General features: G+C 70.9%; 20 protein-coding genes and 1 pseudogene. 7 read left to right on the top strand and 14 right to left on the bottom strand.

Annotation, left to right across the window (positions count from 1 at the left end):
- The first annotated feature begins 85 nt into the window (after positions 1–85).
- Together rmuC and MNO14_RS00470 are read left to right on the top strand one after the other, a co-directional pair.
- A complete protein-coding gene (rmuC, locus tag MNO14_RS00475) occupies positions 86–1,519 on the top strand; it encodes a DNA recombination protein RmuC (RefSeq protein ID WP_241946379.1) in 1,434 nt (477 codons plus the stop codon).
- Between the two features lie 75 nt (positions 1,520–1,594).
- Positions 1,595–2,140, top strand: coding sequence for a glutathione peroxidase (locus tag MNO14_RS00470; RefSeq protein ID WP_241944864.1), 546 nt, complete (start codon positions 1,595–1,597; stop codon positions 2,138–2,140).
- A 48-nt stretch (positions 2,141–2,188) separates the two neighbouring features.
- Here MNO14_RS00470 and MNO14_RS00465 read toward each other — a convergent pair whose 3' ends face one another.
- The 8 genes from MNO14_RS00465 to MNO14_RS00430 form a co-directional block, all read right to left on the bottom strand.
- Positions 2,189–3,271, bottom strand: a complete 1,083-nt coding sequence (locus MNO14_RS00465) for an MlaA family lipoprotein (RefSeq protein WP_241944863.1) — start codon at positions 3,269–3,271, stop codon at positions 2,189–2,191.
- Positions 3,272–3,453: 182 nt separating this feature from the next.
- A complete protein-coding gene (locus MNO14_RS00460) occupies positions 3,454–3,744 on the bottom strand; it encodes an STAS domain-containing protein (protein WP_241944862.1) in 291 nt (96 codons plus the stop codon).
- On the bottom strand, positions 3,741–4,406 hold the full coding sequence (locus tag MNO14_RS00455) for an ABC transporter substrate-binding protein (protein WP_241946378.1): 666 nt from the start codon (positions 4,404–4,406) through the stop codon (positions 3,741–3,743). The genes MNO14_RS00460 and MNO14_RS00455 overlap by 4 nt, the downstream gene beginning before the upstream one ends.
- Before the next feature lie 5 nt (positions 4,407–4,411).
- On the bottom strand, positions 4,412–4,957 hold the full coding sequence (gene mlaD, locus MNO14_RS00450) for an outer membrane lipid asymmetry maintenance protein MlaD (protein WP_241944861.1): 546 nt from the start codon (positions 4,955–4,957) through the stop codon (positions 4,412–4,414).
- Between the two features lie 67 nt (positions 4,958–5,024).
- Positions 5,025–5,768 carry an MlaE family lipid ABC transporter permease subunit gene (locus MNO14_RS00445; RefSeq protein WP_241944860.1) on the bottom strand — a complete coding sequence of 248 codons (744 nt, stop codon included), beginning with the start codon at positions 5,766–5,768 and terminating at the stop codon, positions 5,025–5,027.
- Positions 5,769–5,820: 52 nt separating this feature from the next.
- Positions 5,821–6,597, bottom strand: coding sequence for an ATP-binding cassette domain-containing protein (locus MNO14_RS00440; RefSeq protein ID WP_241946377.1), 777 nt, complete (start codon positions 6,595–6,597; stop codon positions 5,821–5,823).
- A gap of 227 nt (positions 6,598–6,824) precedes the next feature.
- On the bottom strand, positions 6,825–8,837 hold the full coding sequence (locus MNO14_RS00435) for an alpha/beta fold hydrolase (protein WP_241944859.1): 2,013 nt from the start codon (positions 8,835–8,837) through the stop codon (positions 6,825–6,827).
- A complete protein-coding gene (locus tag MNO14_RS00430) occupies positions 8,834–9,823 on the bottom strand; it encodes a DUF4105 domain-containing protein (protein ID WP_241944858.1) in 990 nt (329 codons plus the stop codon). Before MNO14_RS00430 ends, MNO14_RS00435 begins: the two co-directional genes overlap by 4 nt.
- Positions 9,824–10,178: 355 nt before the next feature.
- Here MNO14_RS00430 and MNO14_RS00425 point away from each other — a divergent pair, with 355 nt between their 5' ends.
- Positions 10,179–10,487: a hypothetical protein gene (locus MNO14_RS00425; RefSeq protein ID WP_241944857.1), complete on the top strand. Its 309-nt coding sequence runs from the start codon at positions 10,179–10,181 to the stop codon at positions 10,485–10,487.
- Between the two features lie 134 nt (positions 10,488–10,621).
- Here the strand turns inward: MNO14_RS00425 and MNO14_RS00420 are convergent, their stop codons facing one another.
- From MNO14_RS00420 to MNO14_RS00410, 3 genes are all read right to left on the bottom strand, one after another.
- Entirely contained in the window at positions 10,622–12,274 is a 1,653-nt protein-coding gene (locus MNO14_RS00420; RefSeq protein WP_241946376.1) for a M28 family metallopeptidase, read from the bottom strand.
- 175 nt (positions 12,275–12,449) lie between these two features.
- Positions 12,450–13,310, bottom strand: coding sequence for an efflux RND transporter permease subunit (locus MNO14_RS00415; RefSeq protein ID WP_241944856.1), 861 nt, complete (start codon positions 13,308–13,310; stop codon positions 12,450–12,452).
- A gap of 331 nt (positions 13,311–13,641) precedes the next feature.
- Positions 13,642–13,866: a hypothetical protein gene (locus MNO14_RS00410; RefSeq protein WP_241944855.1), complete on the bottom strand. Its 225-nt coding sequence runs from the start codon at positions 13,864–13,866 to the stop codon at positions 13,642–13,644.
- Positions 13,867–14,030: 164 nt separating this feature from the next.
- On the opposite strand from MNO14_RS00410, the gene MNO14_RS00405 reads away from it, so the two are divergent.
- Positions 14,031–14,264, top strand: a complete 234-nt coding sequence (locus MNO14_RS00405; protein WP_241944854.1) for a hypothetical protein — start codon at positions 14,031–14,033, stop codon at positions 14,262–14,264.
- Between the two features lie 90 nt (positions 14,265–14,354).
- Here the strand turns inward: MNO14_RS00405 and MNO14_RS00400 are convergent, their stop codons facing one another.
- From MNO14_RS00400 to radC, 3 genes are all read right to left on the bottom strand, one after another.
- Positions 14,355–15,578, bottom strand: a complete 1,224-nt coding sequence (locus MNO14_RS00400) for a lytic murein transglycosylase (RefSeq protein ID WP_241944853.1) — start codon at positions 15,576–15,578, stop codon at positions 14,355–14,357.
- A 142-nt stretch (positions 15,579–15,720) separates the two neighbouring features.
- Complete coding sequence (locus MNO14_RS00395) at positions 15,721–16,104, bottom strand: YchJ family metal-binding protein (RefSeq protein ID WP_241946375.1); 384 nt, start codon at positions 16,102–16,104, stop codon at positions 15,721–15,723.
- 64 nt (positions 16,105–16,168) lie between these two features.
- A complete protein-coding gene (gene radC, locus MNO14_RS00390) occupies positions 16,169–16,843 on the bottom strand; it encodes a DNA repair protein RadC (RefSeq protein ID WP_241944852.1) in 675 nt (224 codons plus the stop codon).
- Between the two features lie 177 nt (positions 16,844–17,020).
- Here radC and coaBC point away from each other — a divergent pair.
- The 3 genes and pseudogenes from coaBC to MNO14_RS00375 all read left to right on the top strand — a co-directional run bounded on the left by coaBC (position 17,021) and on the right by MNO14_RS00375 (position 21,008).
- Positions 17,021–18,237: pseudogene (gene coaBC, locus MNO14_RS00385) on the top strand (bifunctional phosphopantothenoylcysteine decarboxylase/phosphopantothenate--cysteine ligase CoaBC).
- Complete coding sequence (gene dut / locus MNO14_RS00380) at positions 18,234–18,692, top strand: dUTP diphosphatase (RefSeq protein ID WP_241944851.1); 459 nt, start codon at positions 18,234–18,236, stop codon at positions 18,690–18,692. The pseudogene coaBC and the gene dut overlap by 4 nt, the downstream one beginning before the upstream one ends.
- 12 nt (positions 18,693–18,704) lie before the next feature.
- Entirely contained in the window at positions 18,705–21,008 is a 2,304-nt protein-coding gene (locus MNO14_RS00375; RefSeq protein WP_241944850.1) for a phosphomannomutase/phosphoglucomutase, read from the top strand.
- Positions 21,009–21,127: the final 119 nt, after the last annotated feature.

Genomic DNA, 21,127 nt, shown 5'->3' with positions numbered 1-21,127 from the left:
CACAGGGCCCGCCATGATCGCAGACGCGCGGCCATAGCCGCCGCCGACGCCCCGCATGAGACCGGGCTGGCTACACTTGGCACCAATGAACCCGCATGTCGTTCTGCTCGCCCTGATCCTCGTCCTCGTCGCGGTCGCGACGGGCCTGCTCGTGCTGCTGTTGTTGCGTCGTCCCGGCGCGGGCGGCGAGGCGCTGGAGCGGGCCCTGCGCGAGGAGCAGCGCGCGGGCCGGACCGAGTTGCGCCAGCAGCTCGACGGCTTCGCCGCAGCGCAGGCGCAGCGTATCGACGCGTTCGGCGCGCAGTTGCAGGCAGTCGCCGCACGCACCGACCAGCGGCTGGACGAATTCACTGTGCGCACCGATGCGCGGCTCGACGCGTTCACGCGCACCACCGACGAACGCCTCGACGTGCTGCGCGCGGCGCTGGGCGAGGACGCGCGCAAGGCCCGCACCGAGGCCGCGGACCAGCAGCAGCGGTTCGCAGACGCGCTGGGCGCGCGCCTGAACGAACTGACCCAGCGCAACGAGCAGCGCATCGGCGAGATGCGCGCCACGCTCGAGCAGCAGCTGCGCGCCTTGCAGGCCGACAACGCAGCCAAGCTCGAACAGATGCGCGCGACCGTCGACGAGAAGCTGCAGACCACGCTCGAGGCGCGCCTGGGCGCGTCGTTCAAGCTGGTGTCCGAGCGGCTCGAACAGGTGCAGCGTGGCCTGGGCGAGATGCAGCAACTGGCGACCGGCGTGGGCGACCTCAAGCGCGTGCTGAGCAACGTCAAAAATCGCGGCGGATGGGGCGAGGTGCAGCTGGAGAACATCCTCGAGCAGACGCTGACGCAGGACCAGTACGGCCGTGGCGTGCGGGTCAAGCCGGGCGCCGCGGAGATCGTGGATTTTGCGATCCGCCTGCCCGGCCGCGGAGACGCCGATGCCGTCGTGTGGCTGCCGGTCGATGCGAAATTCCCGCGCGAGGATTACGAACGCCTGCTCGACGCGCAGGAACAAGGCGACGCGGAGGCCGTGAAGACCGCGGTCGCCCAGCTCGAACGCGCGATCCGGGTGCAAGCCAAGTCGATCTGCGACAAGTACGTGTGCCCGCCACACACGACCGATTTCGCGGTGATGTTCCTGCCGACCGAAGGGCTCTATGCCGAGGTCATCCGCCGCGCCGGTCTGGTCGACCTGCTGCAGCGCGAGCATCGCATCGTGGTCGCCGGACCGACGACGATCACCGCGCTGCTCAACAGCCTGCAGATGGGCTTTCGCACGCTGGCGATCGAGAAGCGCTCGAGCGAGGTGTGGCAGGTGCTGGGCGCGGTCAAGACCGAGTTCGGCAAGTTCGCGACTGTTCTCGAGCGGGCCACAAGCCAGCTCGACACCGTGCAGAACAGCATCAAGGCGGCCGGCGTGCGCACGCGCGCGATCGAGCGCCAGTTGCGCGGCGTCGAGTCGCTACCCGGCCCCGACGCGCAGGCGCTGTTGGGCGATGCGCTCGACGACAACGTCGACGCGCAGGACTGACCGGCCAACGCAACGCCGCGGCAATGCCTGCGAGGCGATGGCATGATCGCCGCTCCCCACCTACCGACGCACGCCATGACCGCAGCGCTGACCGATATCCCGCTGACCACCATCGACGGCGACACCACGACGCTCGGCGCCTACACCGGGAAGACGCTGCTGGTGGTCAATGTGGCCTCCAAGTGCGGACTGACGCCGCAGTACGCCGGACTCGAGACGCTGTATCGCGAGAAGCGCGACGCGGGGCTGGAGATCCTCGGTTTTCCGGCCAACGACTTCGCCGGCCAGGAGCCGGGCAACGACGCGGAGATCCAGCAGTTCTGCACGCTCCACTACGACGTGGACTTTCCGCTGTTTTCCAAGATCGCGGTCACCGGGCCGGACGCGCATCCGCTGTATGCCGCGCTGACCGCGGCGCGGCCGGAGGCGACCGGCGACGGTCCGATGCGCGAACGCCTGCGCGACCACGGCATGACCCCCAACCCGGCGCCGGGCGTGCTGTGGAATTTCGAGAAGTTCCTGATCGACCGCCACGGCCACGTCGTCGACCGCTTTGCCCCGGACGTGACCGCCGACGATCCGCGCTTGCGCGCGGCGGTCGAGGCCGCGCTGGCGGGGTGAGCGAGTACGCCCCGACGGGGAGGGGCCGCGTGCGGCCCCCGCCGTGACTCAGGGGTTGGAGATACCGGGCACCACCGGGATCGCGTCGACCGGCACGGTCGGCATCGCGTCGTCTTCGTAGAGGTAATCCGGCAGGTCGTCCTCGTCACTGCGATGCCGGCGCACCGACTCGATCTGGTAGGCGCGGCGCTGCATCCAGGCATCGCGGATCAGTGCGTACTCGTCGGTCGCGCCCTCGCGCATGCTGTCGACGACGAACAGCCGCGTGCGCAGGTCGACCAGTTGCAGGCCCTGTAGGCCGTAGCGCCAAGTATCGTCGTCGAGCTGGCGCAGCGGCGACAGCGGCGCGTCGCCGACCATGCCGAAACCGTCACGCAACGTGCGCGGGCCGAACAACGGCAGTTCGAGATAGCGCGAGTTGCGCCAGCCCCACACGCCCAGCGTCTGGCCGAAATCGGCATCGCGATGCGGGATGTCGGCGTCGGTTGCCGGATCGAAGATGCCGCCGATGCCCAGCGTGCTGTTGACCACGAAACGACCCAGTGACTGGCCGGCGTCCTTCGGCCGCCCCTGCAGCAGCGCATTGAGCGCGGCGACCGGCTGACCGAGGTTGCTGAAGAAGTTGCTCACGCCCAACCGCACGGTCCGCGGGACGACCTTTGCGTACGCCTTGGCGAGCGGCTTGGCAACGCCGCGATCGACCGCGCTGTTGAACGCGAACATCTTGCGGTTGAACGGTTCCCACGGGTCGTAGCTGCGCGGCATCTGTGCGGCAGCCGGCAGCGTGGGATCGGCGACCGGATCGTAGACCGGCTCGCCGTAGATGGCCGCATAGTCGAGTTCGGCCTGGGTCGGTGCGTCGGCGACCGGCGTGCCGCCGGCGGGGGTGGCATCACCAGCAATGCGCGCGGCATCGTCGAAGGCCTCCACCACTGTCGCGGTGTCGGGGGGCGCCGGCTGCTCGGACGCGTCCGCCTGGACGGCATCGGGCACGGTGGTCGGCGCAGGCGCATCGACGGCGACCGGCGAAGGAACCCGGTCGCGCGGGGTGCCGGTCCCGGCGCAGGCGACGAGCGTGGCCGCGGCCAGCAGGGGCAGGAGCGGGCGGAAAGTGCGAGGTGGAGTCGACATCGGGGAAGTCCGGTGGGGGTGCCGGTGGAACATCGGGAGGGATCGCGTCGTGCGGGGCGCGGCGGCGGCGCCGTCGTCCCCCCGGGGTCCTGCGCCGGTCGGTCGCGCAGGTGCGACCTCGGGGCGGGACCGACCGCGTCGGCAACGGTGACGATACACCCGGCCGTCCTGCGCGCCGCGCTTCACGCGCGCACGTAGGCCAGCGCCGGGGTCAGCCGGTAGGCGCTGCGCAGTTCGGCCAGGCCCGGCGGCTCGCCCTGGATCGCGAGCGCGCCGTCGCCGGCCAGTTCGGCCAGCAGCGCGAGTCCGGCGCTGTCGACCACGGTGACAGCGGTCAGGTCGAGCGCGCGGGCGCCGGCGCGCAGCGGCTGCACGCGCGGCCACAGCGCCGGCACCGTGGCCGCCGACACCGCGCCGGCGAACGCCAGGGCATCGCCGTCGCGCCGGACCGAGGCGGCGGCAGGCGCGCTCATTTGCCGGCGTCGGCCTGGATCTGCCCGGCGCGCAGCTCGCGCGCGACCTGCTGGATCGACTTGCGCTGCAGCTCGGGATCGAACTGCTCGCGGAACGTGCGCACGAACGACACGCCCTCGACCATGACGTCGAACACCTTCCAGGTGCCGCCGCTCTGGCGCATCAGGTAATCGACCGGCACCGGCTCGCCACCGCTGCGCAGCAGTTCGCTGGTTACGCGCACGCCCAGGCCGCGCGGCAGCGGCGCCTCGGACTTGATGCGCACCCGCAGCTGGGTGTTGAAGTCCAGCAGCGACGAGCCGTAGCGACGCATCAGGTTCTCGGCCAGCGCATCGCCGAATGCCTTGACGTCGGCGTCCGAGGCCCCGCGGCTATGCCGGCCGAGCACCTGGCGCGCGGCGTAGTCGCGGTCGAACATGGTGTCGAATTCGCCGGTGATGAAGCGCTGCAGCGCGGCGCGGTCACGGCTGAACTCCGCGCGGCGGGACTCGATGGTCTTGAGCACGCGCTCGCTGTTGGCCAGCACCAGCTGGCTCGGCGAGCCGGCCTGGACATCGGCGGCCGGTGCGGCGGCCGGGCGGGCCTGCGCGAACACGGTCGCGGCCGGCAGGGCGAGGGCGGCGGCCAGCGCCAACGGCAGCGCACGGCGGATCAGGGGCATGCGGATCATGGGAGCACTCCTTCGTCACGGGGGGACGCGTGGGGGGACGCGGCGGCGGGTGGTTCGTCCGCCGACGGGGCGGCATCGCCGCCACCGCTGAACATGTATTTGCCGACCATCTGGATCAGGTCGACTGCCGGCGAGGTGAACGCGATCTCTTCGCCGGGCTGCAGCGATTCGAGATCGCCGCCGGGCGACAGGCCGACGTAGCTCTCGCCGAGCAGACCGCCGGTGAGGATCGCGGCCGAGGTGTCGGCCGGAATCTCGGCGTAGCGGTCCTCGATCGCCAGGGTCGCGATCGAATCGAACTTCACCGGGTCCAGGTCGATCTTCTCGACCCGGCCGATGGTCACGCCGCCGATCTTGACCGGCGCATTGGGACGCAACTGGCCGAGATTGCTGAAACGCGCGGTGAGTTCGTACGTGCCGCCACGACCGAAACCGAACTTGCCGTTGGTCGAGGCGATCGCCAGCACCAGCAGCGAGCCGAGCGCCAGCAGCAGGAACGCGCCGACGGCGAACTCGAGACGGGGACCACGGGCGCTTGTCATGGGTGTCACCTTTGCAGCGGGCCGCCTGCGCGGCGGTGAAGGAAAGGACCGGACGCCGGGACGGGCATCAACGGAACAGGAATGCGGACATCACGAAGTTGAACATCAGCACCAGCAGCGAGGCGTTGACCACCGCGCGCGTGGTGGCGACCGAGGTGCCCTCGATCGTCGGCTCGGCATGGAAGCCGACATAGGACGCGACCAGCGCCGCGGTGCCGCCGAACACGGCCGACTTCAGGAACGCGGTCAGGAAATCGCTGCGGAAGTCGACCGCGTCCTGCATCGTCTGCCAGAACATGCCGTTGTCGATGCCCAGCACCTGGACGGCCTGGAACCAGCTCGCCGACAGTGCCAGGCTGCAGAAGAACGCGGTCAGCAGCGGCACGCAGAGCACCGCCGCCCAGAACCGCGGCGCGACCGCCTTGGCCACCGGATCGATCGCCATCAGGCCGAGCGCGGTGATCTGGTCGGTCGCCCGCATCAGGCCCAGTTCGGCGGCGATCGAGCTGCCGGCGCGGCCCACGAACAGCAGCGCGGTCAGCACCGGCGCCAGTTCCCGGTACAGGCCCAGCCCGATCAGCACGCTGACCTGGTTGCTGGCACCGTAGGTCTCCAGCGCGCGATAACCCAGCAGCGTCAGCGACAGGCCGACGAAGGCGCCGCCCACGGCGATGATCGGCAACGAACGGCCGCCGATCTTGTAGACCTCGCGCAGCAGCTCGGCGAAGAAATCGGCGGTCGGCCGGGAGGCGCGCAGTACCGACAGCGAGAACAGCCCGGCGCGGCCGAGCGAGCGGATGGCGGCGGTCATCGGCGGCCCTCCGGGCAGCGAGGGCGGGCGGTCCACAGGCGGATCGAACGCATCATGCGGCCTCCGTCCGGGCGAGGTCGGCACGGTCAAACGCGATCGGCCCATCGGGCTCGCCGCGCAGGAACTGCTGCACCAGCGGGTCGTCGGAGGCCTCGAGCGCGGCCGGGGTGCCGGCGAATACGATCCGGCCGTTGGCGATCACGACCGCGCGATCGGCGACCGGCAGCGTCTCGTGCACATGGTGGGTCACCACGATGCTGGTCAGCCCCAGGCTGGTATTGAGCCGGGCGATCAGGCTCATGATCACGCCCGAGGCGATCGGATCCAGGCCGGTCAGCGGCTCGTCGTAGATCATCAGCGGCGGATCGAGCGCCAGCGCGCGGGCCAGCGCGACGCGGCGCGCCATGCCGCCCGATAGCTCGCGCGGGTACAGGTCGGCAGCCGCGCGCAGGCCCACCGCCTGCAGCTTCATGTCGACCAGCCGCGCGATCACCGGCTTGGGCAGGTCGGTGTGAATGCGCAGCGGCAAGGCGATGTTCTCGGCGGCGGTGAGATCGGTCAGCAGGCCGTTGCCCTGCAGCAGCACGCCGATGCCCTTGCGCATCTCCAACAGTGCGCGCTGACGCTGCGGCACCGGTCGGCCGAACACCTCGACCGTGCCGGCGGCGGGCACCAGCTCGCCGGTCAGCGCCGAGAGCAGGGTCGACTTGCCGCTGCCCGACGGCCCCAGCACCGCGGTCACGCTGCCGCGCGGCACCGTCAGGTCGATGTCCGCGAGCACGGTCCGGCCGCCGCGATCGAGGCGGACCCGGTCGAGACGGACAGTGATGTCGGGGGCGGGATCGAAGGACACGCAGGCAGCCGAAGTTAAAAACCCGTCAAGGTTGGCGAAGTGCAACTGAACACAGGCGGAGTGACTGAACCGAATAGTACAGTAATTCCCGACTGCCTGAACGCCCCGGCATGCACAGCCGCGTGCTCGCTGGATTGCAGCAGGGTCGCGTCCGCTGGCTGGCCGAACGCCGATCTCCTCGATCGCCCGGCCGGCGTCGCGCCTCAGGCACCCGGGTCGGCAACCGCCTCACGGGCAGGCTGCGCCGGCGTGGTGTCCGTGCGCCCCGCCATGTCCTCGTGCAGAATCCGGCGGATCTCCAGAACCGCCGGCGCCGTCTCCTGCACGCTGTGCCCCGACACGATCACCTTCTCCGACAGTGCGCCAGCCAGGTGCGCACTGCGATAGGGCACCAGGCCATCGTCGCTGTCTTCCAGCGCACCCTCGGCGCTGCGGCGGGCCACGATCGAATGCAGCCGCACAGTGGGCGAAAGCGGCAACTGCGCCGACGCCCGCACGAACGGATCGTCCTTGGATAGGTTGTCGATGCTGTTGGGCGAACGCCCCCCACGCCTGCCCGGGTCCTCGCCGGCAAAGGCCTGGATTACGTCGCCAAAGCCCTCGAGCAAGGTCAGCGGCAAGCGCACCAGGCCCGACACCCAGCGCCCGAGCCGGGTCCCGGCGACCTCGGTGCCGCGGTGCGGCGCGGCGATGAACACCGCGCGCCCGACCTGGGGCAGCGGTTCGAAGCGCAGCATCGGCTCGAGCCTGGGCCGGATCCGCGCCAGCCGCGCCGGCTCGATCTCGCGCGCCTCGACCACCGCGTCCCACAACGCATCGCCCGACGAGGACACCAGCAATCGCGCGATCACTCCGCCCATGCTGTGGCCGACCAGCACGATGTCGTGCGAGGCCGGCGCCTGCCCGTCTGGATCGACATGCGCCAGCGCGTCAATCACCAGCCGCCGGATCGCGGCCTGGTTCAGCGCGATCGGCATGTTGGTCGGGTAGTAGACCTGCCAGACCTGGTAGTTCCGGCGCAGCGCCTCGTCGCCCATGATCTCGTTGGCGACATTGACCCAGGCCTCGGGGCTGCTGGCCAGGCCGTGGATCATCAGCACGATGCGCCGCTGCGGATCGTAGGGCTGCATCATGTACAGGTGCGGGCGCTCGATCCCGCGCTCGCGGCCGAGCAGGGTGCGCAGCGACTGCGCGGCGAACCCCGAGCGCGCCAACCACAGTCCGTAGCCGGCACTGAAGTTCGCCGCCAGCGGCACCGGCTGGCCGCGCAGCACGACGGTGTCTTCGATATAGGGGTCGTGCGCACTAGCCAGCACCTCGCGCGTGGCCAGCACCTCGGCCGCATTCTCGCCCGGGAAGCGGAACAGCAGGGTCAGGCTCGGAGACGGCATCTCGCTCCACGCCGGCGAGGCCCGGCCGCGACGGGCGTGCGTTTCGGGCGTGGCCAGAACGGCAGCGGCCACCGGGTCGTCCCTTACCGCCACCAGTTCGGCGCCAAAGCCATCGCGCCGGTAGATGCTGCGCAGCCCTTTGAACGACAGCGCCGTCGCCGGCAGCACTTCCTGCGGCATATCGGTGCCGCCGGGAAGCCGCACGCCATCCATGTCCAGGTGCAAGGTCCAACCGGCGACCTCGATGCGCTCGGCCGCAGGCGCGTTGCGCACCCGGGTGTCGAACAGTTGCGTCGCCGCCGCCTGGACAGCGTAGTTGTACCAGTCGCGAACCTGAGTCTGGCGATCCTCGAATGCCCGCTCCCCTGGCGAGCGCGCGGTGTAGAACAGGTAGACATAGGCATGGCGCGCGGCTTCGAACAGCGCCTGCAGCCGGGCGTCGGCGCTCGCCGGATCGACCGGCTTCCCGGACACCGGCGTCGGCAGCGCCAGAGCGTGCTGCAACCACAGTTCCGACAGCGCCGATTGCAGACGCTCGTCCGTGACCCCCTCCACGTCCGGCAATGCGCGGATGCAGTCGATCGACGGCTGCGCGCAAGCGGCGGTGTCGAGGCCGGCGACGCGGATCGTCTGCGCCGTGGCGGCGCTGAGGCGACCGGTGGTCAGGATGTCACCACGCTGCAGCGCGATGGTCTCGCCGGGCGTCATCGACTCGACGGCGACCGAGGGGCCGAACTCGCGCAGGATCGCGCAGCCGCCGAGCGCAACCACCAGCAGCGCGGCGGTGACGGTCCGCCACAGCCACGTAGACGGATGGCTGGTCATGGCGCTGCGGCGGGCACGACCGGCACGCCTTCGCGGATCGCGCGCGAGAAGTCGGCTTCCGGCCCGTCGAAGGCGCGGGCGCGCGCGGTGATGCGACCGGTCGCACGCAAGGTGTCCAGGTCGTAGCCCGGCACCAGCCCGTCATGATCGTAGGCATAGCCGGCGAAGTGCCCCGACAGCAATAGCCGGGAATCGAGCGGCAGCGCCGGCGCGATGCGTCGCGCGAGCGCGAACACGATCGTCGTGCAGTTGCTGGTCAGCGTGTTGTAGAAACGCGGCTTGCGACGCAGCCGGGCCGCCTCGTCGAGATAGCCCAGGAACACCTCGCGCAGTTGCGCCGGCGGCACGTCGAGCCGGTACAGGTACACATCCTCGCCACGGACATTGCTGCGCACGCGCACGATGTCGTGTTCGTCGGCGGCCACCAGCACCGTTTCGAACTGGCGGAAGAAGCCGCCGACCGCGGAGAACGACTCGTCGCGCTCCTTGCGGATTTCCAGCGAAAACACCAGCTGACGGCCATCGTCGAAACCGAACGAAACCAGCGTGTGGGCGATGTGCGGGCCCATCCAGTACGACAGGATCAGGTCGGCCGACACCAGGCGCTCGAGGTCGTAGCTCCGCGTCTCCCAGCGCACGGTGTAGTCATCGTCGCTGCGCCAGTCGAAGTTGCGGACGTTGCGCAGCGTGACCCGATTGTCTTCGACGTCGGCCTCGAGCAATCGCGCGACATCGTCAGCCCACAGTCGCGCGTGCGAGGGCATCAAGGTCTGCCACCAGCCGAGCAGCATCAGCAGCGCGATCCCGCCGATAACCGGGGCGATGCGACCGCGCGCCCGCAGCGGCCGCGGCGGCAGAGACACCAGCACGGCCACGGCGACGGCCAGCCAGCCTGCGATCAGCAGCCACCGCCAAGGCGCCGGCGCCTGGTAGCCCAGCGCGAACGCGCCCCACACGGCCACGGGCACGACAGCCAGCGCGGCCACGGCGGCGCCGAGCCAGCGCCTTGCCAGGCTGCGGGATGTCGTGGGCGGAGGGGTTGTGCGGGAATCGGGCGCCATGGTCGCGGTCTGAGCCGGGCCTGCGATGGCAGGACGTGTTCATCCTAGCAATATTTGAACCCGCAAGTACACTATTTGAGCACACGCTCGAATGCCGCCAGCACGCCGTCCACAGGCGCGTACGGTGCCGCGGGACGTGTCTCAATGGGTGCTACGAGCCTGAACGAGCGAGGCCAACCTGGGCGAGCAACTCACGCAATTTGAGCCAAACCACCACACATCCGCCACACGCGGCACGGAAGACTGGGCGCGTCACTTCCGACCGACCCAGGAGCTTTCCATGCGTCGTATCGTGCTTCCGCTCGCGGCCGCGGCCGTCTTCGCGCTGACCGCATGCAACAACCACGACACACCGGCCACCGGTCCTGCACCGACGACCGACCCGGCCACCGCACCGCCACCGATGGACTCGCAGACGCCCCCGCCGAGCGATCCGATGACACCGCCGCCGACCGACCCGACGCTGCCGCCCAACGATCCGGTCGATCCGACCATGCCGCCGCCGACCGATCCCACGATGCAGCCGCCCACCGATCCGACCACGACGCCGCCGGCGCCGACCGGCCAGGAGTCGACCACCGGTACCTGATCGCGCGGCGCTCGACCTGTTGATCTGCCGGTTCGGCGCGCAGCAGGCGCGACACTCTCTCTCAACCGGTGTTGCCGCCCGTGTCTCACGGGCGGCTTTTTATTGCGAATTCTCCCAATTGGTCGATCCGCGCCTCAGCGCGGCGCGCCGTGCCGGGCGTCGTCACTGACGACGCGACGCGCTCGGAACTCACTGTCATCATTCCATTGCGGCCAGTCGGTCGTGTTGGCGAGCGCGGCCGCCAGACGGTAGACCGTGCGCGTGTCGGCAGTCGGTCCGGCCATGTCCCAGCTGTCGTCGAAGGCGTCGCCGGGCTGGTGATAGCGGTGGGCGAAGTACTCGGCGCGCGCCGCCTTGCCGCCTGCGACACCGCCGTCGAGCTGATCCATGCCCGGCCCGATCGTCAGCGCCGGCACGCCGGCCTGGGCGAATGCGAAATGGTCGGCGCGGTAGAACAGCCCCGCTTCGAGATTGGGATCGGGCGACCAGCTGCGGCCGTCGATGGCGGCCGCCGCAGCCAGGTCGCGCTCGAGCGAGACGCGGCCGTTGCCCCACGACGAGATGTCGCGGGTTTCGCCGTCCGGGCTCCACATTTCCATGTTCAGTACCGCGGCCGTGGTCTCGAGCGGACGCAGCGGATTGGCCGCGTAGTAGGTCGCACCGAGCAGGCCGTTCTCCTCGGCCGTCAACGCGATGAACTGCAGGGTGCGCGCCGGGCGCGGGCCGGCGGCGAACACGCGCGCCAGTTCGATCAGCGACGCGATCGCGGTCGCGTTGTCGACCGCGCCGTTGATGATCGCATCGCCGCTGGCATCGGGCTCGCCAACGCCGAAGCTGTCCCAATGCCCCGACAGCACGACCGTCTCGTCGGGACGCGACGCGCCCGGCAGCACGCCGACCACGTTGTGGCTGGTCACGCGCTCGCGCTGCACATCGAAGGCGATGTCCAGGCGTGCATCGCCGAGCGCGCCGCCGCGAAAGCCCGGCTGCTGCGCCCGGCGCTTTTCGGCGTCGAAATCGAGCCCGGCATCGGCGAACAAGCGTACGGCGACCTCGCGCTGCATCCAGCCGCGCATCGGCAGGTGATGGGTCTGGGCGTCGGCGCGGACGATGTCGTACTGCGGCCCGGCACGCCCGTTGCGCACCGTCGCCCACGGATACGACGCCGGCTCGGTCTCGTGGACGATCAGCACGCCGGCCGCGCCGCGTCGTGCGGCCTCTTCGTACTTGTAGGTCCAGCGGCCGTACCAGGTCAGCGCCCGCCCGCCGAAGCGCCCCGGCGCCTCGGCCTCGAAATCGGGATCGTTGATCAGCACTACGACCAGCTTGCCGGCGACGTCGAGCCCGGCGTAGTCGTCCCAGTCGAGTTCCGGCGCCGTGATGCCGTAGCCGGCGAACACCACCGGCAGATCGGCCAGGTCCACGCGTCCGCCCGGACGCAAGGTCTCGACCGCGATGTCGTCGCCATTGGCGAGCGCGCGGGTTTGGCCGCCGACGTGCACGCGCGCTTCGACCGGACCGACGATCGCGCTGCGCTCGAGCACCACCGCCTGGGTCCAGCCGCCGTCGTCGCCACCCGGCGACAGCCCGGCCTGCGCGAACTGTTCGGCGATGTAGGCGATGGTCTTGCGCTCGCCCTCGGTCGTCGGCGCGCGGCCCTCGAAGGCGTCGGAGGCGAGCACCGACAGGTGCCGCGCGAGGTTGTCGGCGACGATCCCGCCACCCGGCACATCGGCTGTTGTGGCCGGCGCCGGGCCTGGGTCGGGACCGGCGACAGCGGCGAGCACCGGTCCGCCGGCGAACGACAGCGCCAGAGCGGTAGACAGGAGAGCGACAGGCACAGCGCGGGGTGGCATCGGTGGGGGCTTCCTCACATGAATTCTTCCCATCATGCCGCAATTGGCCCGGGCCCCTGCCAGCGGCTACAGTGGAGAATGGTCCCCCCGACAGGAGCACTGCATGTCACAACGCCTCCGCGTTTCGCTGCCCCGGCCCATGCTGGCCGCCTTGCTGGTGCCCGCGTTCGCACTGGCCGCCTGCGCACCCGCCCATGACGAGGGCTTCGAGGAAGAGCCGCCCGCCGCCGACGTCGCCGATGCCAACACCGGCGCCGGCAGTGCGATCGAAACCGAAGCGGCGGCCGGCGAGCCGTCGGCCGAGGGCGCGATCGGCATCACGCCCTGCGACACCGAAGCGGTGCAGGCGATGATCGGTCAGGCCGGCAGCGAGGCACTCTTCGACAAGGCCCGGCAGGACGCCGGCGCCCGTACCCATCGCGTGATCCGTCCGGGCGATGCGGTGACGATGGATTTCCGTGAGGACCGGCTGAACATCGACCTCGACGCCGAAGGCCGGATCACCGGATTCCGCTGCGGCTGATGCCGTTGCAGGCGGCGCGCCTGGGCGCACCGCCATCCCCCGGGGCTCCGGCACGTCTGTGCCGGGCCCCATGCTCCTCATGCCGCGCCGTGCGCGGCCGGATGCGACGCGCGATGGCGGAACCTGCGCGACAGCCAGTCGCCCAGGTCGTCGATCACCGTGAACGCGGCCGGGATCACGATCAGGCTCAGCAGCGTCGAGGTGATCAGGGCCGCCGATCACCGCGATCGCCATCGGCGCGCGAAAACTCGAATCGCCCGCAAAGCCCAACGCGATCGGCATCATGCTCGCGCCCATCGCCAGCGTCGTCATGATGATCGGCTGGGCGCGCTTGCGGCAGGCGTCGACCAGCGCGTCGTGCCGGCTCATGCCCAGCTCGTCCTCGGCGATCACCGCATAGTTAACCAGCCGGATCGAGTTCTGGGGGGCGATGCCGATCAGCATCAGCAGGCCGGGCAGCGCGGGCAGCGAGAGCTGCTCTGGGTCAGCAGCAGCGCGCCGAACGCGCCCCCTGCGCACAGCGGCACCGCCGCCAGAATCGTGACTGGCATCAGGGCGTGTGGCGGTCCGGCACGGTCTTCCGAATTGGGGTGTAGCGGCTAACGGCCGGCCTGCAGCACGTCGAGCCTGCGGCGACCCGCCCGGCCGTCCTCAGGCGTGCGCCCGAGCCGGCGCTGCTGGTCTGAAATGCGCGCCAGGCGGCGACCCCGATCATGCCGTCGACCTCGCCGATATCGTGTCCGCGGGCACCGAGCAGTTCGGCAGCACGCGGCGATCAGCGCTCGTCGCGTCTGCCGAACTCGACCGGTTGGGCGTCGGACTTGTTGCGCCAACGCCACTCGCTGTAACGCTCGCATTCGCGCGACACCGGCTCGCCCGGCTGGTCGGGCTGGCTGACGCACAAGGGGTTGTTGTCGACCGCGACGTTGGTGTCGCGATAGTCCATCGTGCCGCAGGCGGCGAGCGGCAAGGCCGCCGCCAAGCTCCCCAGGCTGCGCATGATTGCAAGCTCCGTTGCGTGAGGGGCTCGACGATCGCAGGGACGCGCCGCTTCTGCAAGGCGGGCCAGTCGACCATTCGCTGTGCGCAGCGCTGCGGTTCCCACGGCCGGCGCCGACACCGTCGACATCGTGGGGATGCGATATCCCGACCGCGCCCGGCGCGTTGAGCCGATTGCCGGATGCCGAGCGGCCCGCCAACGGCGGCCTGCACGCCTCGCCTGAACCGTCCGCACCGCTCGCGCCGGCCGTTGATGCGTGCGCGGTCGCCGCCTACCTCAACCGCGTCCCGGCATCGGTGACGGTCCGCTTCGAGGAGGCCAGTGTCGTTGTCCAGGCCAACGCCGCACTATGCGGCAACGGCGCTGGCTTCAACGGGCGCTACCAACCCCACCAGTGATCGCAGCGCGCTGGGGGACCCACGCCGTCGCCGTCCGCGTACGCGCTCGGACGGCACGCGCACCGGAAAACGAGCACGCGAGGACGAACGCTAACGGCCGGCCTGCAAGGCCTCGAGAATACGGCGCCCTGCCCGGCCGTCGTCGGGGGTGAGCCCGAGACGGCGCTGCTCGGCCTGGATCGCACGCCGGGTGGCGGTCCCGATCATGCCGTCGACCTCGCCGATGTCGTGTCCGCGCGCAGCGAGCAGGGTCTGCAGTGCGCGGCGGTCGGCGCGCGACAGCCCAGGATCGTCGGTCGGCCACGGCGTCGTCAGGCCCGTCCCGCCGCGCAACTGGTCGGCGAGCAAGGCGATCGCCAGCGCGTAGCTCTCGGCGGCGTTGTACGAATAGATCGCGTCGTAGTTGCGCAGCACCAAGAACGCCGGGCCCGAGGCCCCGGTCGGTGCGATCACCGCCGCGCGCGTGTCGCCGGCCGGCAGCGCGCCGCCATCGACGCGGGTCACGCCGCGCGCAGCCCAGTCGGACACCGGCCGGCGGTTCGTGCGGCCGGCCTGGGCGATCGCAAAGCCCGGTGGCAGCCGGACCTCGTAGCCCCAGGGCTGACCGCTGCGCCAGCCGGCGCGCGCGAGGTAGTTCGCCGTCGAGGCCAGGGCGTCGGGAATGCTGTCGACGAGATCGCGGCGGCCGTCGCCGTCGAAATCCACCGCGATACGCGCGTAGGTGCTGGGCATGAACTGCGTGTGGCCGAACGCGCCGGCCCAGGAGCCGGTCAAGCCCGGATCGCGCAGATCGCCGTCGTGCAGCAGCTTGAGCAGCGCCAAGAACTCGCCACGGAAGAACGGCTGCCGGCGCCCGTTGCAGGCCAGCGTGGCGAGCGACACGCGCAGCGGCCGCTTGCCCGAGATGCGGCCGTAGTCGCTCTCCACGCCCCAGACCGCGACGACGGTCTCGGCGTCGACCCCGTACTGCGCCGACACCCGCGCCAGCAGGTCGCGGTGCTCGGCCAGCATCGCGCGGCCATCCTCGACGCGCTGCGCGTCCACCAGCCCGGCCAGGTAGTCCCACAGCGGTGTGGTGAATTCGGGCTGCGCATCGAGTAACGGCAACACGCTCATGTCCGGCTGCAGGTCGGACGTCAGCCGGTCGAAGGCCTCACCGGGAATACCGCGCTTGGCGGCATCGCCGCGGAGGCCGGCCAGGCACTGGGCGAACGCGGCCGGGTCGGCCGGCGGTGGCGACGGCGTGGCCGCGGACACGGCGCCAGCCGCGCCCAGCAGCGCAAAGGTCGTAACGGCACGCAGACGGGTCTTCATTGAACGGAACTCCTGGGCAGAACTGCCATGCCACTGTGCCTCACGAGGCCGGCCGCGGACGCGTGCGTGGATTCGGGTTTAACGCGCCGCTCAGGCGACAGCGCACGACCCACGGTGGAACGCGCAGAAGGTGGACCCGGCCTCAAGCCACATCGCCATCGACGTAGTACCAGTGGCCGTCCTCGCGCACGAAGCGGCTGCGCTCGCGCATGCGCACGACGCTGCCGCCGCCGATGCGATAGCGCGCGACGAACTCGACCTCGGCGCGATTGTCGTCCAGCACGTCGAATGCACGCACATCCAGACCCAGCCACGTGGGCTGCGGTCCGCGGAGATCGAGATCCGACGGGCAGGTACGCGGATGCCAACTCGCGCGCAGGTAGTCGACGTCGCCGCGCACGTAGGCGCTGTAGCGCGCGCGCATCAGGCTTTCGGCATCCGGCGCCGGCATACCGGCGTGGATGCGACCGCAACAGTCGTCGAACGCCAGGTGGCGGCCACAGGGACAAGCGGTCAGGGAGGACATATCGGACGCGGGCATCCGGACATTGTGCAAGCAGCGTGGCGCGATCGCGAGCGCGCTGTGCGCTTTACAGAAAGCCCGTCGCGGCCAGCGACACCGCTTCGCCCTCGCCGATGACGAAGTGATCGAGCACGCGTACATCGACCAGCGACAACGCCTGGCGGATCATGCTGGTGACCGTGCGGTCGGCGCCGCTCGGACGGTTGCTGCCGCTGGGATGGTTGTGGCCGACGATGATCGCGGCGGCGTTGTGCGCGAGCGCGCGCCGGGCGAGCTCGCGCGGATACACCTCGGCATTGTCGATCGTGCCCTGGAACACCTCTTCGAACGCCAGCGCGCGGTGCCGGGCATCGAGGTAGAGCACGGCGAAGACTTCGTGGGGAAGACCGCGCAGGCGTTGGGTGAAGTAGCGACCGGCGGCGCCGGGATCGGTGATCGCCTCTCCGCGCTCGAGCGTCTGAGCCAGCACCCGGTTGCCGACTTCGAGTGCGGCGCTCAGGCGACTGGCGCGGGCCATGCCCAGGCCCTGCAGTTCAACGAGCCCTTGCGGCCCGCGCTCGAGCAGCGCGCGCAGCGAGCCGTGGTCCTTGAGCAGTTGCCGGCCGGTCGCCACCGCGTCCATGCCACGCAGGCCCGAACCCAGGAAGATCGCCAGCAACTCCGCATCCGACAGCGCCACGGCGCCCCGTGCGAAGAGTTTTTCACGCGGTCGCTCGCTCTTGGGCCATTTCGAGATGTGCATCGCCGCCTCCGTTGGGGGAGCCGGCACCGGCGCGACGCGACGGGGAGGGCGTCGGACGCGCATCGCCGATGCCGGCGGGACCTGTATTGCAACGCGTGCGCCGGTCCCGGCGCAGCCGGCGGTCCCCCCCGCTTCGGGTAAGCTGTCGGTCGATTTTCCGGTAGGGCTTCCCCGACCATGGCTGGCGCGTCGACCTCGCTGCATGGGCAGCGCATCCTGCTGTGCGTGTGCGGCGGCATCGCCGCCTACAAGGCCGCCGATCTGGTGCGGCGTCTGCGCGATGCCGGCGCCCAGGTGCGCGTGGCGATGACCGACAGCGCGCTGCACTTCGTCTCGGCCGCGACTTTCCAGGCGGTGTCGGGCGAACCGGTGCGCACCACCTTGTGGGACCCGGGCGCTGAGGCCGCGATGGGCCATCTCGAGCTGGCGCGGTGGGCCACGCGTGTGGTGGTGGCGCCGGCGACTGCAAACACGCTGGCCAAGCTCGCGCACGGCTTTGCCGACAACCTGGTGACCACGCTGTGCCTGGCGACGACCGCGCCGCTGACCGTGTGCCCGGCGATGAACCACCGCATGTGGCTGCACCCGGCCACGCAGGCCAACCTCGCGCTGCTGCGCGAGCGCGGCGCGCAGGTCGTGGGGCCGGAGGATGGTCCGCTGGCCGAAGGCGAATCGGGCCCCGGTCGACTGGCCGAGCCGACCGCGATCGTCGCGGCGCTGCCGGCATGAGCGGGCCGCTGGCCGGCCGGCGCGTGATCGTCAGTGCCGGACCGACCTACGAGGACCTCGATCCGGTGCGGTTTCTGGGCAACCGCAGCAGCGGCAAGATGGGCTTCGCGGTCGCCGCAGCCGCCGCGCAGGCCGGCGCCGACGTGCTGCTGGTGGCCGGTCCCGTGCACCTGCCCACGCCGGAGGGCGTGACACGCGTGGACGTGCGCTCGGCCGCGCAGATGCATGCCGCAGTGTTCGATGCCCTGCCCGCCGACATCTACGTCGGCGCCGCCGCCGTCGCGGACTTCACACCGGTCCAGGTCGCGACGTCGAAGATCAAGAAGCGCGTCGGCGAAACCGGCCTGACGCTCGAACTGGTGCGCACGCGCGACATCCTCGCCGAGCTCGCCACCGACCCACGCCGTCCCCGGCTGGTGGTCGGCTTCGCCGCCGAGACCGACGACGTCGACGGCAACGCCCGCCACAAGCTCGCCGCCAAGCGCGCCGACCTGATCGCGGCCAACCGCGTCGGCGTCGCCGGCAGCGGGTTCGAGGGCGACGACAACCTGCTGGTGGTGCACGACGCCACCGGCCAGCATGCGCTGGGGCCCGGCCCCAAGACCGCGGTCGCGGCCGACCTGGTCGCGCTGATCGCTCGCCGCCTCGATCCGGAGCCGCCATGAACCACGTCCTCGATGTCCGCGTGCTCGATGCCCGCTTCGGCCAGCAGTGGCCGCTGCCGGCGTACGCCACCGAAGGCAGCGCCGGTCTCGACCTGCGCGCGGCGCTCGACGAGCCGCTGGCGCTGTTGCCCGGCGACGTCGCGCTGGTGCCCTCGGGGCTGGCGATCCATATCGGCGACCCCGGCCTGTGTGCGGTCGTGTTGCCGCGTTCGGGGCTGGGCCACAAGCACGGCATCGTGCTCGGGAACGGCACCGGCCTGATCGACGCCGATTACCAGGGCCCGCTGATGATCAGCGTCTGGCACCGCGGCAAGGACGCCTTCACCATCGAACCGGGCGACCGCATCGCACAGCTGGTGCTGCTGCCGGTGGTGCGCGCGACGCTCAACGTGGTGGATACTTTCGTCGACACCGCACGCGGCGCCGGGGGATTCGGGCACTCGGGCGTACGCTGACGGGGACAGGCCATGGGCGAGAAGGATCCGCATCGCACACGCGAGCTGACGACGCAGTTGCGACGCGTCGCACCGCTGCTCGCAGTGGTGCTCGCGCTGCTGGCCCTGTGGTGCGCCTGGCAGGGCGTCCGCCAATGGCAGGCCGGGCAGCGCAGCGCCAGCGTGGCGCAGGCGCGCGATGCCGCCGTCAACGCGACCGGACAGGCGCTGCAGGCCGAACTGCGGCGCATGGGCGAACGCCTGGCCAGCGCGCCGGTGCAGCGCGCGCTGCAGGACGGCCGCCTGGATACCGCCGGCGTCGAACTCGGCCGCGACTGGCCCGGCGCGACCGGCGTCGCCGTGGTGCCGCGCGACCTGCGCAACGAATACAACGCCCTGGCCCAGGGCCGCTTCGGCCGGCTCGCGGCCCTGGAGAGCGCACTCGCCGCTGGCGAGCCGGTACTGATGGTGGCCGGCGGCCCCGCCGGTCCGCAGGTCCTGGTCACTGCGCCAGCGCGCGTGGGCGAGCGCCCGGTGGGCGTGGCGATCGCCACGCTCCCGCTCGAGCGCGCGACCGCCGGCCTGGCCGCGGTCGATGTCGACCCGGCAACCTATGTCGCGCTGCGGCAGGGAAGCCATACCTTGATGGCGCGCGGTGAGCCGGCACTGTCCAACGTCGCCGAGCGCCTGGGCCAACCGGTGCCGGGCACGCAACTGCGGATCGTCGCGGCGACTCCGCACGTGGGTCGTCCACCGTTCGGCTTGTCCGCATTGCCGTTGTGGGTACTCGCCGCGGCGCTGCTGGCCCTGGCCGTCGTGTCCGGATGGCTTGCACGGCGGCGCTCGCGTGTCGGCAGCGAGCCCGATGCCGAGCCCACGCTCGCCCAATCGCTGCACACCGTGGAGGTGCACCGCCCGGCGCCCCGTCCTGCGCCGACAACGGCGCCCAAGCCGGCGGCGGCGCGGCTCGATCCGTCTATCTTCCGCGCCTACGACATCCGCGGCGTCGTCGGACGCACCCTCGATGTGGCGATCGCCGAGCGGATCGGACGCGCGATCGGCACGCTGATGCACGAACAGGGGCTCGACGAGATCGTGGTCGGCCGCGACGGTCGGCTCTCGGGCCCTGACCTCACCGCCGGCCTCGTCGCCGGCCTGCGCGCGAGCGGACGCAACGTCGTCGACATCGGTCTGGTGCCGACACCGCTGAGCTACTTCGCCGCCTACCACCTGCGCACCGGCTGCTGCGTCTCGGTCACCGGCAGCCACAATCCGCCCGAGTACAACGGCTTCAAGATCGTCGTCGGCGGCGAGACGCTGTCGGGCGATGCCATCACCGACCTGCATGCGCGCATCGCCAGCGAGCGCCTGTACGCCGCACCGGTGCCGGGCGGACTGGTCGAACGCGACCTCGCCGACGACTACATCCGGCGCATCGTCGACGACATCCAGATCGCACGGCCGCTGAAGGTCGTCGTCGATGCCGGCAACGGCGCGGCCGGCATCCTGGGCCCGCGCGTGCTCGAGGCGATCGGCGCCGACGTGATCCCGCTGCACTGCGAGATCGACGGCACCTTCCCGAACCACCACCCCGATCCGAGCGAGCCGCGCAACCTGGCCGACCTGATCGACGTCGTCAAGCGCATGGGCGCCGATCTGGGCGTGGCCTTCGACGGCGATGGCGACCGGCTGGGTGTGGTCGCTGCCGATGGCGCCATCATCGACGCCGATCGTTTGCTGATGCTGTTCGCCGCCGACCTGCTCGAACGCAATCCCGGCGCGTTGATCGTCCACGACGTCAAATGCACCGGGCGCTTGACCGGCCACGTCCTGCGCCACGGCGGCAGCCCGCTGATGTGGAAAACCGGCCACTCGCTGATCAAAGCCAAGATGCGCGAGACCGGCGCCGAACTGGCCGGCGAGATGAGCGGCCATTTCTTCTTCGCCGAGCGCTGGTTCGGTTTCGACGACGGCCTCTACGCGGCCGCGCGGCTGCTGGAGATCCTCGCGCTTCAGGCCGATCCCACCGCCGCGCTCCACGCGCTGCCGGTCGGCGTGTCGACACCCGAACTCAAGGTCGACGTGCCCGGCGGCGACCCGCAGGCCTTTGTCGCCCGGTTCATGGCGCAGGCTGCATTCGACGGCGCCCGGCTGTCGACGATCGACGGGCTGCGCGCGGACTGGCCCGATGGCTGGGGACTGGTGCGCGCGTCGAACACGACGCCGGTGCTGGTGCTGCGCTTCGATGCCGACGACGCGCAGGCGTTGGCACGGATTCAGGCATCGTTCCGCGAGCGCCTGCTCGCGATCGAACCGGGACTGACGCTGCCGTTCTAACGTGCGCACTGCGCGGCGCCTGACCCGCGCTCGCGGCCGAGTCCGACATCGGCACGGGCGACAGGCCGATGCCGCGCATCGACGCAGTGATCGAGGCTGACGGCACACCTTTGCAGGAG

The organism is Luteimonas sp. S4-F44 (genome assembly GCF_022637415.1).
Taxonomy (GTDB): Bacteria; Pseudomonadota; Gammaproteobacteria; order Xanthomonadales; family Xanthomonadaceae; genus Luteimonas.
The sequence above is the reverse complement of the archived record's forward strand: the minus strand, read 5'-3'. Positions and strand labels throughout refer to the sequence as shown.

Excerpts from the sequence above, each read along its gene's own strand:
- MNO14_RS00410 (WP_241944855.1), bottom strand. The coding sequence starts at position 13,866 with ATGCGCAGCCTGGGGAGCTTGGCGGCGGCCTTGCCGCTCGCCGCCTGC.
- dut (WP_241944851.1), top strand. The coding sequence starts at position 18,234 with ATGAACCACGTCCTCGATGTCCGCGTGCTCGATGCCCGCTTCGGCCAG.
- radC (WP_241944852.1), bottom strand. The coding sequence starts at position 16,843 with ATGCACATCTCGAAATGGCCCAAGAGCGAGCGACCGCGTGAAAAACTC.
- MNO14_RS00460 (WP_241944862.1), bottom strand. The coding sequence starts at position 3,744 with ATGAGCGCGCCTGCCGCCGCCTCGGTCCGGCGCGACGGCGATGCCCTG.
- MNO14_RS00395 (WP_241946375.1), bottom strand. The coding sequence starts at position 16,104 with ATGTCCTCCCTGACCGCTTGTCCCTGTGGCCGCCACCTGGCGTTCGAC.
- MNO14_RS00470 (WP_241944864.1), top strand. The coding sequence starts at position 1,595 with ATGACCGCAGCGCTGACCGATATCCCGCTGACCACCATCGACGGCGAC.
- MNO14_RS00445 (WP_241944860.1), bottom strand. The coding sequence starts at position 5,768 with ATGACCGCCGCCATCCGCTCGCTCGGCCGCGCCGGGCTGTTCTCGCTG.
- MNO14_RS00435 (WP_241944859.1), bottom strand. The coding sequence starts at position 8,837 with ATGACCAGCCATCCGTCTACGTGGCTGTGGCGGACCGTCACCGCCGCG.
- MNO14_RS00465 (WP_241944863.1), bottom strand. The coding sequence starts at position 3,271 with ATGTCGACTCCACCTCGCACTTTCCGCCCGCTCCTGCCCCTGCTGGCC.
- MNO14_RS00455 (WP_241946378.1), bottom strand. The coding sequence starts at position 4,406 with ATGCCCCTGATCCGCCGTGCGCTGCCGTTGGCGCTGGCCGCCGCCCTC.
- MNO14_RS00415 (WP_241944856.1), bottom strand. The coding sequence starts at position 13,310 with ATGCTGATCGGCATCGCCCCCCAGAACTCGATCCGGCTGGTTAACTAT.
- MNO14_RS00400 (WP_241944853.1), bottom strand. The coding sequence starts at position 15,578 with ATGAAGACCCGTCTGCGTGCCGTTACGACCTTTGCGCTGCTGGGCGCG.
- mlaD (WP_241944861.1), bottom strand. The coding sequence starts at position 4,957 with ATGACAAGCGCCCGTGGTCCCCGTCTCGAGTTCGCCGTCGGCGCGTTC.
- MNO14_RS00375 (WP_241944850.1), top strand. The coding sequence starts at position 18,705 with ATGGGCGAGAAGGATCCGCATCGCACACGCGAGCTGACGACGCAGTTG.
- rmuC (WP_241946379.1), top strand. The coding sequence starts at position 86 with ATGAACCCGCATGTCGTTCTGCTCGCCCTGATCCTCGTCCTCGTCGCG.
- MNO14_RS00425 (WP_241944857.1), top strand. The coding sequence starts at position 10,179 with ATGCGTCGTATCGTGCTTCCGCTCGCGGCCGCGGCCGTCTTCGCGCTG.